At 35.4% G+C, this 16,191-nt stretch carries 14 protein-coding genes; 8 read left to right on the forward strand and 6 right to left on the reverse strand.

The window, feature by feature from the left end:
* Positions 1–15: 15 nt before the first annotated feature.
* Positions 16–642, reverse strand: a complete 627-nt coding sequence (locus tag CaldiYA01_RS03430; protein ID WP_207181369.1) for a DedA family protein — start codon at positions 640–642, stop codon at positions 16–18.
* A gap of 93 nt (positions 643–735) precedes the next feature.
* Between CaldiYA01_RS03430 and CaldiYA01_RS03435 the strand changes: the two genes are divergently transcribed.
* Complete coding sequence (locus CaldiYA01_RS03435; RefSeq protein WP_207181370.1) at positions 736–1,716, forward strand: hypothetical protein; 981 nt, start codon at positions 736–738, stop codon at positions 1,714–1,716.
* Here CaldiYA01_RS03435 and uppP read toward each other — a convergent pair.
* Positions 1,682–2,479, reverse strand: a complete 798-nt coding sequence (gene uppP, locus CaldiYA01_RS03440) for an undecaprenyl-diphosphatase UppP (protein ID WP_207181371.1) — start codon at positions 2,477–2,479, stop codon at positions 1,682–1,684. The genes CaldiYA01_RS03435 and uppP overlap by 35 nt on opposite strands.
* Before the next feature lie 143 nt (positions 2,480–2,622).
* Between uppP and tsaD the strand changes: the two genes are divergently transcribed.
* Entirely contained in the window at positions 2,623–3,633 is a 1,011-nt protein-coding gene (gene tsaD, locus CaldiYA01_RS03445; protein ID WP_207181384.1) for a tRNA (adenosine(37)-N6)-threonylcarbamoyltransferase complex transferase subunit TsaD, read from the forward strand.
* Here tsaD and CaldiYA01_RS03450 read toward each other — a convergent pair.
* The gene (locus tag CaldiYA01_RS03450) at positions 3,630–4,682 is read right to left on the reverse strand and encodes an HD-GYP domain-containing protein (RefSeq protein ID WP_207181386.1); all 1,053 of its coding nucleotides are present in this window, start codon (positions 4,680–4,682) and stop codon (positions 3,630–3,632) included. The genes tsaD and CaldiYA01_RS03450 overlap by 4 nt on opposite strands.
* Positions 4,683–4,935: 253 nt before the next feature.
* Between CaldiYA01_RS03450 and fusA the strand changes: the two genes are divergently transcribed.
* The gene (gene fusA / locus CaldiYA01_RS03455) at positions 4,936–7,020 is read left to right on the forward strand and encodes an elongation factor G (RefSeq protein WP_207181388.1); all 2,085 of its coding nucleotides are present in this window, start codon (positions 4,936–4,938) and stop codon (positions 7,018–7,020) included.
* Positions 7,021–7,146: 126 nt separating this feature from the next.
* Positions 7,147–7,443 (forward strand): zinc-ribbon domain containing protein, encoded by a 297-nt coding sequence (locus CaldiYA01_RS03460; protein ID WP_013402841.1) that lies wholly within the window; start codon positions 7,147–7,149, stop codon positions 7,441–7,443.
* Between the two features lie 41 nt (positions 7,444–7,484).
* Here the strand turns inward: CaldiYA01_RS03460 and CaldiYA01_RS03465 are convergent, their stop codons facing one another.
* Positions 7,485–8,387: a polysaccharide deacetylase family protein gene (locus tag CaldiYA01_RS03465; protein ID WP_207181389.1), complete on the reverse strand. Its 903-nt coding sequence runs from the start codon at positions 8,385–8,387 to the stop codon at positions 7,485–7,487.
* Between the two features lie 168 nt (positions 8,388–8,555).
* On the opposite strand from CaldiYA01_RS03465, the gene CaldiYA01_RS03470 reads away from it, so the two are divergent.
* From CaldiYA01_RS03470 to CaldiYA01_RS03485, 4 genes are read left to right on the forward strand one after another with little or no spacing between them, the layout of a single operon-like run.
* Positions 8,556–9,014, forward strand: a complete 459-nt coding sequence (locus CaldiYA01_RS03470; RefSeq protein WP_207181391.1) for a CtsR family transcriptional regulator — start codon at positions 8,556–8,558, stop codon at positions 9,012–9,014.
* A 48-nt stretch (positions 9,015–9,062) separates the two neighbouring features.
* Positions 9,063–9,575 (forward strand): UvrB/UvrC motif-containing protein, encoded by a 513-nt coding sequence (locus CaldiYA01_RS03475; RefSeq protein WP_207181394.1) that lies wholly within the window; start codon positions 9,063–9,065, stop codon positions 9,573–9,575.
* Positions 9,576–9,584: 9 nt separating this feature from the next.
* Positions 9,585–10,571, forward strand: a complete 987-nt coding sequence (locus CaldiYA01_RS03480) for a protein arginine kinase (RefSeq protein ID WP_207181402.1) — start codon at positions 9,585–9,587, stop codon at positions 10,569–10,571.
* Between the two features lie 15 nt (positions 10,572–10,586).
* The gene (locus CaldiYA01_RS03485) at positions 10,587–13,076 is read left to right on the forward strand and encodes an ATP-dependent Clp protease ATP-binding subunit (RefSeq protein WP_207181404.1); all 2,490 of its coding nucleotides are present in this window, start codon (positions 10,587–10,589) and stop codon (positions 13,074–13,076) included.
* A 52-nt stretch (positions 13,077–13,128) separates the two neighbouring features.
* Here the strand turns inward: CaldiYA01_RS03485 and CaldiYA01_RS03490 are convergent, their stop codons facing one another.
* Positions 13,129–14,376 (reverse strand): 6-phosphofructokinase, encoded by a 1,248-nt coding sequence (locus CaldiYA01_RS03490; RefSeq protein WP_013290916.1) that lies wholly within the window; start codon positions 14,374–14,376, stop codon positions 13,129–13,131.
* A gap of 57 nt (positions 14,377–14,433) precedes the next feature.
* Complete coding sequence (locus CaldiYA01_RS03495) at positions 14,434–16,191, reverse strand: Rqc2 family fibronectin-binding protein (protein ID WP_207181406.1); 1,758 nt, start codon at positions 16,189–16,191, stop codon at positions 14,434–14,436.

A 16,191-nucleotide genomic window follows, 5' to 3' on the forward strand; every position in this document is an offset into this window, starting at 1 on the left:
CATCAACATTTATATTTATTCAACATCAGCTGACTTTTTCCCTTTGAAAATTTTATAGACAATATAACCTACAATCGCAACAATTATTAAGGCTAATATAAAATAATCAAAACCTTTTAAATGTTCTTCAATTGACTTCCAATTGTCTCCAAGTTTTTTACCAAGGTACACAAAAAGTAAACACCATGGGAATGAACCAAGGGTTGTATAAAAGCAAAATTTTAAAAAATTCATCTTTGCGATACCAGCAGGTAGCGAGATAAATGTTCTTATAACAGGCAGAAGTCTGCTCAAAAATATAGTAATTTCCCCTTTTTTTTGAAAGAATTCTTCTGCCTTTTCAAAATCGTGTTTTGATATAAAAAAATATTTACCGTATTTGAGTATAAATGGCCTTCCGCCGAAGTACCCTACTACATAGGCTATTACAGAGCCAGCTAAACAACCCAAGGTTGCAACAATGGTCATGGACAGTACAGTTCCAATTCCTTTATATACGAGGTACCCACCAAGTGGCAGGATGACCTCAGAGGGTATTGGAATACAGGCAGACTCAAGCGTCATTCCTATAAATACACCTAAATGACCAAACTGGGATAGGTATTCGGCAATTGAGATAAATATTTGTTTTAAAAGTTCCATTACTTATTCCTCCAGAATTCTTTCATATAATGTTGTAAATTTAAATATCATGTAATTTGAGAAAATGCAAACGTAGCAGGAGAACAACCCAGTATGGAAAAAATTTTTGCAATTGTTTCTACAATTTTAGGATCAATAATAGGTGCTGGTTTTTCCACTGGTCAAGAGATTTTCTACTTTTTCTCTCAATTCAAAGAAAAAAGTTTTTTGTATATAGGCTTTTCTTCCATTCTTATATTTTTAATATTATTTTACCTTGTGAACATCAGAATCAAAAATATAATAATTTTAGTGATATTCAAATCTTACATTTTGGTCTTTTCTGTAATAACATTAACAGTTATGTTTTCAGCATTTGGTCAACTAGGAAAAGAACTTTTTGGTATTAATAAATATGTGTTTACTTTACTTTGTGTTGTCTTGAGCTTTGCAATATATAAGCATGGCTTGCTAACAATTATTAATTTAAACAAGGTTGTAGTAAGCATTTTAATTATGACAATTGCATTTATTTTTTCAAAATTTATACACAAAAATACTATATTATTTCAATTTAAAAATTTAAATTTTCATTTATCAAAGGATATTTTTCATAATCTTATATTTCCTCTTCTTTACGCTACTTACAACTCGTTACTTGCCTTTCCTGTAATAAATAATCTTGAAGAAAGATTTTGTAAGCAAGAGATTAAAATATCAATTGCCATTTCTGCTGTTCTAACTTTTTTACTGATATTAATTATCAATATTCTATTACTTTCAGAAAACTGGATTCAGACTTCCCAAATGCCTCTTTTGAAAATTGAGAAGAATCCTGTTTTGCAGTTTGTCCTTGTAACCTGTACATTTTTAGAAATACTTACAACTATTCTCGCAAACTATATGGGTCTTTCTTATTCTATCAAAAATCATAAAATTAAGTTTGTGATTATCATCGTTTCGCTTATTTTAGGTTTTAATGAGTTTCAGGAACTTCTAAGAAAGCTGTACTCTCTCATGGGGTACATCGGTCTTGGCATTATAATAATGATCCTATTATCTACACTAATCTTAAAAGATAAAAAACTAAAATAACTGCGGCTAAGAAAAATCTATAATATGCAAAGATTTTAAAACCACTTTTCTTGACAATACCAAGCAAAAAATGGATTGCGAGAAAACCTACAACTGCCGATGTAAAAAATCCAATTGCAAAGCTGTAAAATTCTGTAAATACATAATTTATATTTTTTAAAAGCGAAACAAATCCTGCACCAAGTATAATAGGTGCTGACATCAAGAACGAAAATTTAGCTGCAGCTTCTTTTTTAAGACCAAGCAAAAGTCCTGTTGTCATTGTAATGCCAGATCGCGAAATTCCAGGGAAAAGAGCAAACGCCTGTGAAATGCCAATTAAAGCTGCTTGCAACACATTCATCTTTGAAAGTTCCACTTTGTTTTTTGCGATTGAATCTACATAGTATAGTATGAATCCAAATACTGCAAGCACAATTGCAATTAAAAGATATTGTTTTCTAAAAACTTCTTCTACAATATTTTCAAAAAAGTATCCAAAAAGTGCACCCGGAATTGTTGCAACTATTATGAACCAAAGCAATTTTCCTTTTTCTGACTTTGGCTTTGCAATTCCTTGTACCATGAGATCTAAGTAGTCCTTCCAAAAATATACAAGTACCGCTAAGAGTGTTCCAAGATGCAGAGCAACATCGAATACAAGAGAGTGTTCTTTCCAGCCAAAAAGCCATGGGAAGATTATCAGGTGTGCAGAGCTTGAAATTGGCAAAAATTCTCCAAGCCCCTGTAGTGTTCCTAGAAAAATTGCTTGGAATGCTGTCAAAACAATACCCTCCTCTGCTTAAAAAGTTTTGGACTAATCTATTATATCAAAAATGTGTAATAGGAAAAATTAAAATTGTATAAGAATTTGGTATAATAAAGAAGTGTTAAACTTTATTTTATTAAGGAGCTGAGATTTAAAAGATGCTTGTACTTGGAATTGAAACATCATGTGATGAAACTTCTGCTGCAATCGTAGAAGATGGAAGAAGAGTTTTGTCAAATGTGATATATTCTCAGACTGACATACACCATCAATTTGGTGGTGTTGTGCCAGAGATAGCTTCTCGCAAACATGTTGAGAAGATTTCATATGTTGTTGATATGGCGTTCAAACAGGCAGGTTTGGCTATACACGATATCGATGGTATTGCTGCAACGTACGGACCTGGGCTTGTAGGTTCGCTTCTTGTGGGGCTTTCGTTCGCAAAAGCACTAAGCTATGCCAGAAAACTTCCGTTTGTTGCTGTGAATCATATAGAAGGACATATTTATGCAAATTTTATAACATACCCTCAACTTACACCTCCATTGATTGTTCTAGTAGTTTCTGGAGGACATACCAATCTAATTATTTTAAAAGACTTTGATGTGTATGAGGTGGTTGGGAAAACAAGAGATGATGCGGCAGGTGAGGCTTTTGATAAGATTGCAAGATACTTGGGGCTTGGATATCCAGGCGGTCCGGCCATAGACAAAATCGCAAAACATGGTGATGAAGACAAATACAAATATCCTGTGGCTGGTGTTGATGGATACAATTTTAGTTTCAGTGGGATAAAATCTGCCGTGATAAACCATGTTCATGGACTTTGGCAAAAAAAAGAAGAATTTAGAATAGAAGATGTAGCTGCATCATTCCAAAAAACAGTTGTGAGTATGCTCGTGGAAAAGACAATCAGTCTTTCACTTGAGACAAATATCAGAAAAATAGCGGTTGCCGGTGGTGTTGCTGCAAACTCAAGGCTAAGAAGCGAATTTTATAAAAAGTGTGCTGAACACAATATTGAATTTTTTGTACCAGAATTAATATATTGTACAGACAATGCAGCTATGATTGCTTCATGTGGCTACTTTAAGCTGCAAAAAGGAATAGTATCATCTTACTGTGAAAATGCCGTTCCATATATAAATTTTGTAAGCAAAAAAAGTTAATAGTTAATTACATCAATAATTTCCCTTTTATAATCTTGTGAAAGGTCCACAAAATAAGGAATAAGTACAGGTGGACCTTCTTTTTTTGCAACAACTTTAACTATTGGTCTTGTCTTATTGAAAGGATTTTCTTCATATACAATTGCAATTTCACCAGTATTCAAAACAACAAAGCAACCCACCGGATACTTTACTACCATTTTCAAGAATTTTTGGACAATATCTTTATCAAAATAAATACCCGAATATTTTGTAAGATAATCTGCCGCCTTTGTTGGTACTATTTTCTTTTTATATACTCTGTCTGCTGTAAGAGCATCGTAGACATCCGCAACTGCCACTATTTTTGCGAACAAAGGGATTTTATCACCTTTGAGCTTGAGAGGATAACCCGACCCATCAAGTCTTTCGTGATGTAAAAGTGCTACTTCTGCAATCTTTTCAGAAACATCATCCATGTTTTTTACAATTTGATACCCATATATAGTATGTTTTTTCATCTCTTCAAACTCTTCATCAGTAAGCTTTGCTGGCTTATTCAATATTTCATGAGGGATTTTCATCTTGCCAAAATCATGCAGAAGTGCTGCCAAAGCCAGCTCTTCTATCTGTTTTCTATCAAGTTCCAAAAGCTTTCCAATTATAGCAGCAAAAATACTCACATCTACAGAGTGAAAATATGTATAGTTGTCAACATCTCTAAACCCAACTATTCGTAAAAACACGTCTTCTTCTTCAATTATTTGCCCAACAATATCATTTACTATTTCTTTAGCAACAAATGGGTCAACAATTTCTCCTGCCTTTGCAGACAGCATTAAATCCTGAATAGCAACAAAAGTTTCATGATAAATGACCTCTTCTTTCACATAACTTTCTGTTTTTTCATCTTCCACGTAGACACTCTCAATATTGTGTTCTCTGAGCTTTTGAATAAATGAGGGTTTGATGATAAATCCCTCTGGGAGCAAAAGTTTGCCGTTTTCAGTAAACACATCCCGCGCAAGTTTCATACCTTCTTCGAGCTGGTCAACCGTCACTTTTTTCATGAGATTTTAAAACCCCTTTATTTTTAAAATCAGATTAAAGATTCTTCTGTATAAAATTTTACAGCAACATTTTTTACCACGTCAATAAGATTTATATATTCTAACACAATTTAAATTCTATCAAAGTGATATTCTTTTAAATTTTTTCTGAAAGGATTAACAAATTAGCAAAAGGATTTTTAATATCAGTGTAGAATATTTTATTTATCGCATACAAATTTAAATCTTTTAAGTTACAAGGGGGAATGCCTATATGAAAGACTATGCTCCGCAGTATATAAAGAATGTGGTTTTACTTGGTCACGGAGGGGATGGGAAAACAGTTCTCACAGAAAGTATGTTATTTGCCGCAAAATGTATTGACAGAATGGGAAGGATAGAAGATGGTACAACAACCTCAGACTTTGACCCTGAAGAAATAAAAAGACGAATCTCAATTTCAATGACAGTAGAACCACTTGAGTGGCAAAACTGTAAGATAAATATTCTTGACACGCCAGGATACTTTGACTTTGTTGGTGAGGTATGCGAAGCGTTGCATATAGCTGACTCTGCAGTGTTGGTAATCGGTGCAAAAACAGGTGTGCAGGTTGGCACTGAAAAATCATGGGAACTTGCACAGAAGTATAATCTTCCAGTGCTTATATATGTCAACAAAATGGACGAGGAAAACGCTAATTTTGACAAAGTAGTAAATAAAATCAAACAGATTTTAACACAAAAGGCAATTCCGATTCAGTATCCAATAATGGAAGATGGGAAGTTTATTGGCTTTGTTGATGTGATTTCAAAAAGAGCTTACAGGTATGAAGATAACACCGCAAAGGAAATAGAAATTCCGAGCGGGTTGAGTGATAAAATTGAAGAGATAAGAAATAGTCTTATTGAAGATTCGGTCGAAAATGATGAAAATCTGATGGAAAAATATTTTGCAGGTGAAGAAATCTCTGATGATGAAATCTACAAAGGACTTGGTGAAGGGGTAAGACAAAGGTCAGTTTTTCCAATACTGTGCGGATGTGCTACAAAGGGTATTGGAGTTAAAGAGCTTTTAGATACTATCATAAAACTTTTGCCGGCAGCTGGTGAAAAACAGTACAAAGCAATGGATATAAAAAATGGAAATGAATTAGATATAAAAGTCGATAAGAACACTCCTGTATGTGCTTTTGTATTCAAAACAGTTGCTGACCCGTTTGTTGGCAGGATTTCATACCTAAAAGTAGTGAGCGGTATTCTAAAACCAGAAATGACCTTATTTAATACCATGTCAGAAAAACTTGAAAAAATCTCACAAATCTTCATGATAAGAGGTAAAAAGCAAATCCCTGTATCTGAGCTTGTTGCAGGTGACATCGGTATTGTGACAAAGTTACAATCTACTCTAACAAATTCCACCCTGTGCGAGCAGTCAAGACCAATAAAGCTTCAAGAAATTGATTTTCCCCGTCCGTGGCTAATGCTTGCCATTGAGCCAAAGACAAAAGGTGATGAAGAAAAAATTTCAAACGGTCTTCACAAGCTTATGGAGGAGGACCTTACTTTCAGGATAGAAAAGAACAATGAAACTGGGCAAAACATCATCTATGGTATTGGTGAGATGCACATAGATGTGATTGTCAGCAAGCTTAAAAACAAGTTTGGTGTCTCAGTAGTTTTATCTGACCCAAAAGTCCCTTATAGAGAAACTATCAGAAAGAAGGTAAAGAGTGAAGGAAAGTACAAGAAACAAACAGGAGGACATGGCCAGTATGGACATGTTTTTATTGAATTTGAACCAGGTCCAGAAGAAGATTTAGTTTTTGAAGAGAAGATATTTGGTGGTGCGGTACCAAAACAATATATTCCAGCTGTTGAAAAGGGATTGAGAGAGTGTATTAAAAAGGGTGTGCTTGCAGGCTATCCTGTTATGAATTTGAAAGCTACATTGGTTGATGGGTCGTATCATCCAGTTGACTCATCAGAACTTGCGTTCAAAGTTGCAACATCTTTAGCCTTCAAAAAAGGTCTTGCACAAGCCAATCCGGTGCTTTTAGAACCAATTATGAGTGTGAAAGTTGTAGTTCCACAGAACTATACAGGTGATATTATGGGTGATTTGAACAGACGAAGAGGAAGAGTTTTAGGAATGCAGCCGCTTGACAGTCACTTAGAAGAGATTTTAGCAGAAGTTCCTCTTGCTGAGATGTTCAAATACGCAACAGACCTCAGGTCAATGACACAGGGAAGAGGATATTTTTCCATGGAGTTTGCAAGGTATGAGGAAGTTCCAAGCCATATTGCCCAAAAAATAATTGAGGCAGCTAAGAGTACACTTCAAGAGGAAGAAGAGGAGTAAAAAAATTTTAATTTGCTATTTACAAAATGCTAAAATGGGGTTATAATTAAAAAGACGTTGGTTGTTCGGCAAATGAACAATGGGCGTCAGAAAAATTTAAATCCATGAAGTGAGGGGAATTTTAGAATGTATCAAGACAAGGTTTTAGTTTGCAAGGATTGCGGAAGAGAGTTTGTTTTCACAGCAGGTGAACAGGAATTCTACGCACAGAAAGGGTTCAAGAATGAACCAACAAGATGCAAAGAGTGCAGAGACCAGAGAAAGGCCATGCAAAGAAGAGATTCCAGACAGGGTCAAAGACGTGAACTTTACGACGCAGTTTGCAGTGCTTGTGGGAAAGAGACAAAGGTTCCGTTCAGACCAAGAAACGACAGACCCATATACTGCAGTGATTGTTTCTCCAAGATAAAAGCAGCAAGATAACCACTGCAGGTTTAAATAAAATGGGGAAGTTAAAAGCCGCATCAATGTGATGCGGCTTTTGTTTTAAACTGAATGGGTTTTTGTATCTTGTCAATTGTTTCAAATTTATATCCCTGTTTTTTAAAAGCTTTGATTATACTTGGCAGAGCTTCTATCACATTCTTTTTAGAAAAGCTGTCATGCATTAAAAGTACAACTCTATTTTTCTTATTAGCTGTTGAAAAAGTAATTTTTAAGATTTGTTCTGGTGTAAGATTTTCATGATTTTTCATTGAGTCACCAGTAATTGCGTTCCAGTCAATATATATTATGCCATTTGTATCAAGAAATTTTTTAATTTGAGGAGAAACTCTGCTCAATGATCCGCCAGGAAATCTGTAGTATTTAGGTTTTATCCCTATAATTTTGTAAATAGTATCTTGAGCTTTTTTGAAATCTTCAACAAAATGATTAAAATCTTTATATATGCTATTATACTTGTGAGAATATGAATGATTACCTATCAAATGTCCTTTCTGATAAATTTCTTTTAGATACTTTGGATATTTGATACAGTTTACACCTACAACAAAAAATGTAGCTTTAACTTTTTCATTTTCCAAAATTTCGAGTATGGAAGGAGTTACAGGAGACGGTCCATCATCGATAGTTAGATAAATAATTTTATCATTTTTTTCTTGTTTTTCAACTTCCACATTCTTGTTTTGACTATCGGGAAGATATTTGGGCTTGTCATATTTACTTAAGCTGACTTTAGCTGGATTTTGTTTATGTGAAGGTTTTGGTTTGTCAGAAATCCTAAGCCTCTCTTCTTGAAAGTAAGAATAATTTTGTTTTAAAATTATGGTAGAGAAAAAATTTTTGCTGATGATCATAGATACAAAGAAAAAAAATAACGCTAAAATTGCGGTAAAAGCTATATATAACAACTTTTTCAGTTTCAACCTTTTTTCTTACCTTTCCAGAAAGCATTTTATACAAATTATTATAATATATTTGTTACATCTTAACAACAAGAAATATATTGCATTTTAAAGAAAAATGTTTTAAAATATATTTGCAAGGTCAAAGATAGTCAAAGTCAGCTAAGTTTGAAGCGGGGTGGAATTTTTATGCCAAGGCTTTCTGACATCATTGAGGAGTTTATAAAACAACTCATTGAAAAAAAAGATGGTGAGGTTGAAATTCAGAGGAATGAGCTTGCAAACTTTTTCAACTGTGCACCATCTCAGATAAATTATGTACTTTCCACCAGATTTACTATCGAAAGAGGGTATTATATTGAAAGCAAACGTGGTGGAGGGGGTTCTATTAGAATTGTAAAAGTCAAGTTTGAAAATTCTTCTAATCTGCTTGAAAATATTTTGAACAATATAAGCTCACCTGTAAGTCAGCATCAAGCAAATGAAATTGTGGAGTGTCTGCTTGAAAATGGTGTTATATCAAAAAGAGAAGCTAATATAATGAAAGCTGCGCTTAATGACAAAACATTACCTGTAAACCAGCCGTTGAAAGATTCTCTCAGAATGTTAATTCTAAAAGCAATGATAATTTCCCTTATGAATGGGTAATATTTAAATGAGAGTAGAAGCTTTTTTTATAAAGGACGGTGAGATATTATGCTTTGCGAAAATTGTGGGAAAAGACCGGCAACTGTTCATTATACTCAGATTATAAACGGAGTTAAGACAGAGATGCATCTTTGCGAAATATGCGCAAAACAGAAAGGTAGTATAGAATTTGATGCACCGTTTTCTGTAACAAACTTTTTGGCAGGGATACTTGAACCAGCTTTTGGGGCACAAGTGTTAAAACCTTCTTTAGAGATTGCTCTTACATGCAAGGGGTGCGGTATGACATTTGATGAGTTCAGAAGGGCTGGAAGGTTTGGTTGTGCTATGTGTTATAGCTCATTTTCAGAAAAACTTTATCCCATTTTTCGCAGGATTCATGGAAATACTAAGCATGTAGGTAAAATTCCTACCAAGATGGGCGAAGACATAGCAATAAAAAGAGAAATAGATAGGCTCAAAATAGAGCTCAATGTGGCTATAAAGAATGAGGAATATGAAAAAGCTGCACAGATTAGAGATAAGATAAGAGATCTTGAAAAAAAGCTTTCACGGGAGTGATTTTTCAAGATGAATGATATTGTTGTAACAAGCAGGATAAGGCTTGCAAGGAATCTTTCTGATGTGCCTTTTACCATAAAGATGAATGACTATGATGCTTCAAATGTTATAGATAGGGTAAAAAATGTAATTTTGAAAAACAAGCAGTATCACTTTGACTTTTTCGAGATAAAAAAACTGCCTCTTCTAAAACGCCAAGTGCTTATAGAAAAACATTTGATATCACCTGCACTTGCATCATCAAAAATAAAAAGTGCTGTAGCAATTGACCAAAATGAGAATATCAGCATTATGATAAATGAAGAAGACCATTTAAGAATTCAGGTTCTTTACAGGGGGCAGGAAATACAAAAAGCATGGGAAGATGCAAACAAAATTGATGATTTTTTGGAACAACATCTTCCTTATGCCTATGACGAAACATGGGGGTATCTCACTTCGTGTCCCACAAATGTAGGAACAGGTTTGAGAGCATCATTTATGGTCCATCTTCCTGCCTTAACACTTCTGGGGTATATGAAAGGAATAATTGATACAATAACAAAGCTGGGGATTGCAGTACGTGGATTTTATGGTGAGGGGAGTGAGGCTGCAGGGAACCTTTACCAAATTTCCAATCAGATAACATTGGGTCAGCCTGAAGAAGATATTATAGCAAATGTGGTCTCAATAACCAATCAGATAATAGAGCAGGAACAGCAGGCAAGGTTGAAACTTTTGAGTGAAAACAGAGCTTTTGTTGAAGACAAAGTCTACAGATCATATGGAATTTTAAAATATGCAAGGAATATCTCTTCAAACGAAGCTTTAAGACTTATATCTGATGTTAGAATGGGCATAAGTATGGGTATAATTAAGGAGACAACAATCGACAAGCTGGATGTGCTTTTGAATTTAATTCAGCCAGCTATTATCCAAGACTATTTTGGCAGAGAAATGACACCAGAGGAAAGAGATATAAAAAGAGCAGAACTTATAAGAAAAATTTTAGGATAGGGAGGGAAAACTAATATGTTTCAAGGGAGATTTACAGAAAGAGCTGAAAAAGCAATAATGCTTGCGCAGCAGGCTGCTGCCGAGCTTGGGCATAACTATGTTGGTACAGAGCACTTACTTTTGGGACTTATAAGAGAAGGTGGTGGTATTGCTGCAAGAGTTTTGCAAAATCAGGGCGTTACTGAAGAAAAGGTGATTGATGAGATTGAAGAGTTGATTGGAAGAGGCGACTATCAACTTCCGCAGCCACCAACAGGTTTTACTCCAAGAACAAAAAGAGTGTTTGAGATTGCTTTTATGGAAGCACGAAGACTTGGCAGCAGCTATATCAGCACAGAACATATCCTTCTTGCTATAATGAGAGAGGGAGAAAGTGTAGCTGTGAGAATTTTAATGGACCTTGGGGTTGACCCGCAAAGACTTTTTGAAGAGATAATGAAGCTTTTGAACGAAGATGCAAAAAATGTTGGTGGGGTATCTCCACAACAGCAGATTAATTTCCAAACACAAAACACTCCAACATTAAATCAGTTTAGTAGAGACCTTACACAACTTGCACTTGAAGGCAAAATTGACCCTGTGATTGGTCGTGAAAAGGAAATAGAAAGAGTCATTCAAATTTTGTCAAGAAGAACAAAGAACAACCCGTGCTTGATTGGTGAGCCAGGTGTTGGTAAGACTGCTATTGTTGAAGGACTTGCACAGAAGATTGTTGAGGGCAATGTTCCTGAACTTTTAAGAAATAAAAGGGTTGTGGCTTTAGACCTTTCGGCTATGGTTGCAGGGTCAAAGTTCAGAGGAGAGTTTGAAGAAAGGCTCAAAAAAGCTATGGAAGAGGTTAGAAAAGCAGGAAATGTAATTCTGTTTATTGATGAGATGCACACCATAATTGGTGCTGGTGCAGCCGAAGGTGCAATTGATGCGTCAAACATCTTAAAACCTGCTCTTGCACGTGGTGAGATTCAGGTGATTGGTGCAACAACTCTTGATGAGTACAGAAAACATATAGAAAAAGATGCTGCACTTGAGCGAAGATTCCAGCCAATTTTAGTTGGTGAACCAACACCTGAAGAAGCTATACAGATTTTAAAAGGTCTTAGAGACAAATACGAAGCTCATCATGGTGTAAAAATAACAGATGAAGCTATAAAAGTTGCAGTTGAGCTTTCTACCAAATATATTACAGATAGATATCTACCTGATAAAGCAATTGACCTTATTGATGAGGCAGCATCAAGAGTAAGACTTAGAATGTACACTTTACCCCCACATGTGAAAGAATTTGAAGAGAAGATTGAGAAACTTGAAAAAGAAAAAGAGGAAGCTATAAGGCTTCAGGAATATGAAAAAGCTGCAAAAATAAGAGATGAAATAATGAAGCTTCGTCAGGAACTTGAAAAGATAAAAAATTCATGGACAAATGACCAACAAAAGACCCAGCCAATTGTTACAGAAGATGATATAGCATACATTGTATCAAGCTGGACAGGAATTCCAGTAAATAAACTTACCGAAGATGAGTCTGAAAGACTTTTAAAGCTTGAAGAGGTTTTGCACAGACGAGTTGTTGGTCAGGATGAGGCTGTCAGGGCTGTTGCAAGGGCTATACGACGAGGGAGAGTTGGGCTCAAAGACCCGAAAAGGCCAATTGGTTCGTTTATCTTCCTTGGACCTACTGGTGTAGGAAAAACAGAGCTTGCACGAGCTTTGGCAGAAGCACTGTTTGGTACAGAGGATGCGATGATAAGAATTGATATGTCGGAGTATATGGAAAAGTTCAACGTGTCAAAACTAATTGGTTCACCTCCGGGCTATGTTGGGTATGAAGAAGGTGGCCAGCTTACCGAAAAGGTCAGAAGAAGACCTTACTCTGTTGTGCTGTTTGATGAAATAGAAAAAGCACATCCTGATGTTTTCAACCTGCTTTTGCAGATACTTGATGATGGAAGGCTCACAGATTCGCAGGGAAGAACGGTCAGTTTCCGAAACACTGTTATCATCATGACATCTAATATAGGAGCAAACCTTATCACAAACCCTAAAAAGTTAGGATTTTCAACTTCAGAAGATGAAAAGCAAAGGACATATGAGAGAATAAAAGAAAATGTCATGAGTGAGCTAAAGAAAACTTTCAGACCAGAGTTTTTGAACAGGATTGATGAAATTATAGTCTTTCATCCGCTTGACGAAGATGATGTCAAAAAGATTGTAGAGATAATGCTCAAAAACTTGCAGGAGAGGATAAAAGCAAGTGACTACTATGCAGAGTTTACCCCCTCCTTGGTTGAAGCAATTGCTAAAAAAGGATTTGACCCTGTGTTCGGTGCAAGACCACTAAAACGAGCTATCCAGAGCATGGTAGAAGATAAGATTTCCGAAGCTATCTTGGAGGGTAAGATAAAGCAGGGTGACGAATTTATAGTAGACTTTGTTGACGGAAGTACAGAAATAGTAAAAAAAGAAAAAACATCTACATCTTCATCTGAGATGGCTCAGTCACAGTAAAAATTAAAGCGGGAGCAAATTTTTGGTTTTAAGCTCCCGCTTTTTTGTGAGTTTATACAACCTTCTTTGGCACCATTATCTTTCTGAGCTTTGCATATCGAGGAAGACCTCTTTCGTACTTGACTTCAACTTCACCTTCAATTAGCGGCTGGATATAGTTAAGAGCGTCTTCTTTTACATAATTGCCATCATGAGAGATCCATGCAAGTGGAACAAGCTTTTCTGCGTTTGCAACCTTGTTCAGCTCAACAAGTTCTGTTGAACTTGAATAAGGATTATCGCTGTCGCGTTTTATTGCAACCATATATCCGCAAGCACCTTCAACAGCGTACCTTACTGCCATGCGTCCAACCATATATGCTTCCTCAACGTCAGTTTTGGACATGATATGAGCAGCACTTCGTTGTAGTACGTTGAATTGGATTGATTTTACTCTCTTTTCCACTTCTTCGCGGATGATGTTCTCTAAAACAAACGCTGCTCCGCCAAGCTGTACATGACCAAATGCGTCTATTCCGAACTTGTGACTCATATCAGCAATATATTTGCCTTCTTTATCTTTAATACCTTCTGATACAACAATAGTAATCTTTCCGGTTTTTTTATGGATATTTCTTACATCATCCAAAAATTTATCAATCGAAAATGGAACCTCAGGAAGGTATATTAAATCTGGGGCACCTATATCTTTTGATGCCAGTGCAGATGCTGCTGCAAGCCAGCCAGCGTTTCTTCCCATCACTTCAATTATAGTAACAATGTTTGTTGGGTACACCACAGCATCTCTTGCAATTTCCATCACAGATGTTGCAATGTACTTTGCTGCACTTCCAAAACCCGGGCAATGGTCTGTCATCACAAGGTCATTGTCAATTGTCTTTGGAATACCGATTATGCAGATATCATACCCAATCTTTTGCGCGTATCGTGTTAATTTATCAGCTGTATCCATAGAGTCGTTTCCGCCTATATAGAAAAAATAACGGATGTTGTGTGCTTCAAATACATTGAAAATCTTAATATAGTCCTTTTCGTCATGTTCAAAAGGCTTGAGCTGATACCTGCAAGAACCTAAGGCAGATGATGGAGTTGTCTTTAAAAGTTTTAGCTCTTCAGGATCTTCCATTCTGAGGTCGTAAAGCTCTTCGTCAATTAAACCGATGATTCCATTTTTAGCACCATAAATGGCACGGATAGGATGTTGTTTCATAGCCTCTTCAATAACACCCAAAAGCGAAGCGTTGATAACAGCAGTTGGCCCCCCTGATTGCGCGACCACGCAGTTACCCTCTTTTGGCATTCAAAATCCCTCCCGTCTATATTTTTAGTTTATCTAAATAGTTAAACATAGAAGCCATTACTCAACTTTGTTAAAGTTATCAATGTTTTCAGGTGAATCAACAATGATAGTCTTGAAATTATCGTATATAACAAAACCTGGCTTGGATTTAGGTGGTTTTTTTACATACTTTACAAACGTATAGTCAACCGGCACTTTTGTTGAATGCTTAGCTTTACTAAAGTAGCTTGCAAGGAGTGCAGCTTCGACTAAGGTTGTTTGTGGAACTTCTTTATTGTTTGTACGAATTATAACATGAGATCCAGGGATCTTTTGGGTGTGAAGCCAGATGTCATGGCTTGATGCAAATCTTAGGGTGAGAAAATCGTTCTGCAGGTTGTTTCTACCCACATATATGTCAAATCCGTCTGAGCTGATAAAATGGTGAGGTTTTGATTTTTGATTTTCTTTTTTCTTTTGCTGACCTGCGTTTTCTGCCTGAGTTTTGATATAGCCTTCTTTTTCCAACTCTTCTTCAATACTCAAAAGGTCTTCTATCTCTTGGCTTTTTTCAAGCAATGCTTCTAAACTTTGCAAAAATTCAAGTTCTTTTTCAATTTCAATAATCTCACTTTTTGCATATTCTTCAGCTTTTTTGAGCTTATTGTAAAGCTTATAGTACCTCTCGGCATTCTGTTTCAAATCTTTATCTTTTTCAATTGGAATTTTTATGACAGACAAATCTTCGCTGTAATAATCAATAACTTCAATAAAATCTCGGTTTGTTTCTTTTGTCTGAAAAAGATTTGCTAAAATTAGGTCTCCATATTTTTTGTAAACCTCGGCATTTTTAGCTTCTTGGATTTTTTGAATGTTCTGTTCATATTTTTGGCTTAGCTTTTTTATATTTTGTTCTATAGTTTTCTGAAGATATTGGCGTTTTTCAATAAATAGTGTGTATTGTTCTTTTTTAAAATAGTACTCGTCTATACACGAATTTAAATTTTCAAAATGTTTCTTAGAGTAATTAGTGTAACACTTCAAGTCGACAGCATAAAAATCTACAACATTTCCTTTTTCAGTATATAGCGTTGGAAGTATTTCCCCTTTTTCGACTATATAATATAATAATTCTTTTAAAGTATCAAAAATCCTTTTAATTGTATTCGCATTTTCAAAACTTTTTTCAAAAACTTGTGCACGCAAGATAACTTCAATTGCAAATTGTTTGCTAATTCCTGAAAGATTATCGGTCAGAATATTTTCTGGACTTTTGTTTGAGGATTTGAAAAAAGAGACAAATTCATCAAACGAGATTTCAGTAGGATTTTTCTTTGTCAAAACTGGTGGTAAAGAATATTTAACTCCAGGTAGAATTGGTCTTGGTGAGTCTTCAAATGACAGCCTTTTTATTGCATCAATAATTTTGTAATTGGAGTCTATCAAAAATATATTGCTGTGCCTTCCCATCATTTCGAATACGATATACTTTACTTCTGTGTCACCCAGCTCACTCTTTGTCTCAAACTCTATCTTCAAAATTCTTTCTAACCCTTCCTGATAAATTCCGATAATCCTTGCTCCAAGTAAATTCTTGCGCAAAATCATGCAGAAATTTGGAGCAACGTCTGGGTTTTTCTTTTGCCTTTCTGTGAAGTATATCCTTGGGAGAGAAGGATTTGCAGAGATAATAAGTTTTTTTGTTTTTCCAAGCTTGTAAATATAAAGGTTTACTTCAAACTGATTTGGCTGATATATCCTTTCAACTTTACCATCTACAAGCTCCAAAATTAATTCTTTTTTAAGCACACTTAGAACAACTCCGTCAAATGGCAT

The sequence above is a fragment of the Caldicellulosiruptor diazotrophicus genome, assembly GCF_017347585.1.
Classification (GTDB): domain Bacteria; phylum Bacillota; class Thermoanaerobacteria; order Caldicellulosiruptorales; family Caldicellulosiruptoraceae; genus Caldicellulosiruptor; species Caldicellulosiruptor diazotrophicus.

Bases quoted from the DNA above. Each gene is read 5' to 3' on its own strand.
- CaldiYA01_RS03450 (WP_207181386.1), bottom strand. From the start codon at position 4,682: ATGAAAAAAGTGACGGTTGACCAGCTCGAAGAAGGTATGAAACTTGCG.
- fusA (WP_207181388.1), top strand. From the start codon at position 4,936: ATGAAAGACTATGCTCCGCAGTATATAAAGAATGTGGTTTTACTTGGT.
- CaldiYA01_RS03430 (WP_207181369.1), bottom strand. From the start codon at position 642: ATGGAACTTTTAAAACAAATATTTATCTCAATTGCCGAATACCTATCC.
- CaldiYA01_RS03490 (WP_013290916.1), bottom strand. From the start codon at position 14,376: ATGCCAAAAGAGGGTAACTGCGTGGTCGCGCAATCAGGGGGGCCAACT.
- CaldiYA01_RS03480 (WP_207181402.1), top strand. From the start codon at position 9,585: ATGAATGATATTGTTGTAACAAGCAGGATAAGGCTTGCAAGGAATCTT.
- CaldiYA01_RS03470 (WP_207181391.1), top strand. From the start codon at position 8,556: ATGCCAAGGCTTTCTGACATCATTGAGGAGTTTATAAAACAACTCATT.
- CaldiYA01_RS03435 (WP_207181370.1), top strand. From the start codon at position 736: ATGGAAAAAATTTTTGCAATTGTTTCTACAATTTTAGGATCAATAATA.
- CaldiYA01_RS03460 (WP_013402841.1), top strand. From the start codon at position 7,147: ATGTATCAAGACAAGGTTTTAGTTTGCAAGGATTGCGGAAGAGAGTTT.
- CaldiYA01_RS03475 (WP_207181394.1), top strand. From the start codon at position 9,063: ATGCTTTGCGAAAATTGTGGGAAAAGACCGGCAACTGTTCATTATACT.
- CaldiYA01_RS03495 (WP_207181406.1), bottom strand. From the start codon at position 16,191: ATGCCATTTGACGGAGTTGTTCTAAGTGTGCTTAAAAAAGAATTAATT.
- tsaD (WP_207181384.1), top strand. From the start codon at position 2,623: ATGCTTGTACTTGGAATTGAAACATCATGTGATGAAACTTCTGCTGCA.
- CaldiYA01_RS03485 (WP_207181404.1), top strand. From the start codon at position 10,587: ATGTTTCAAGGGAGATTTACAGAAAGAGCTGAAAAAGCAATAATGCTT.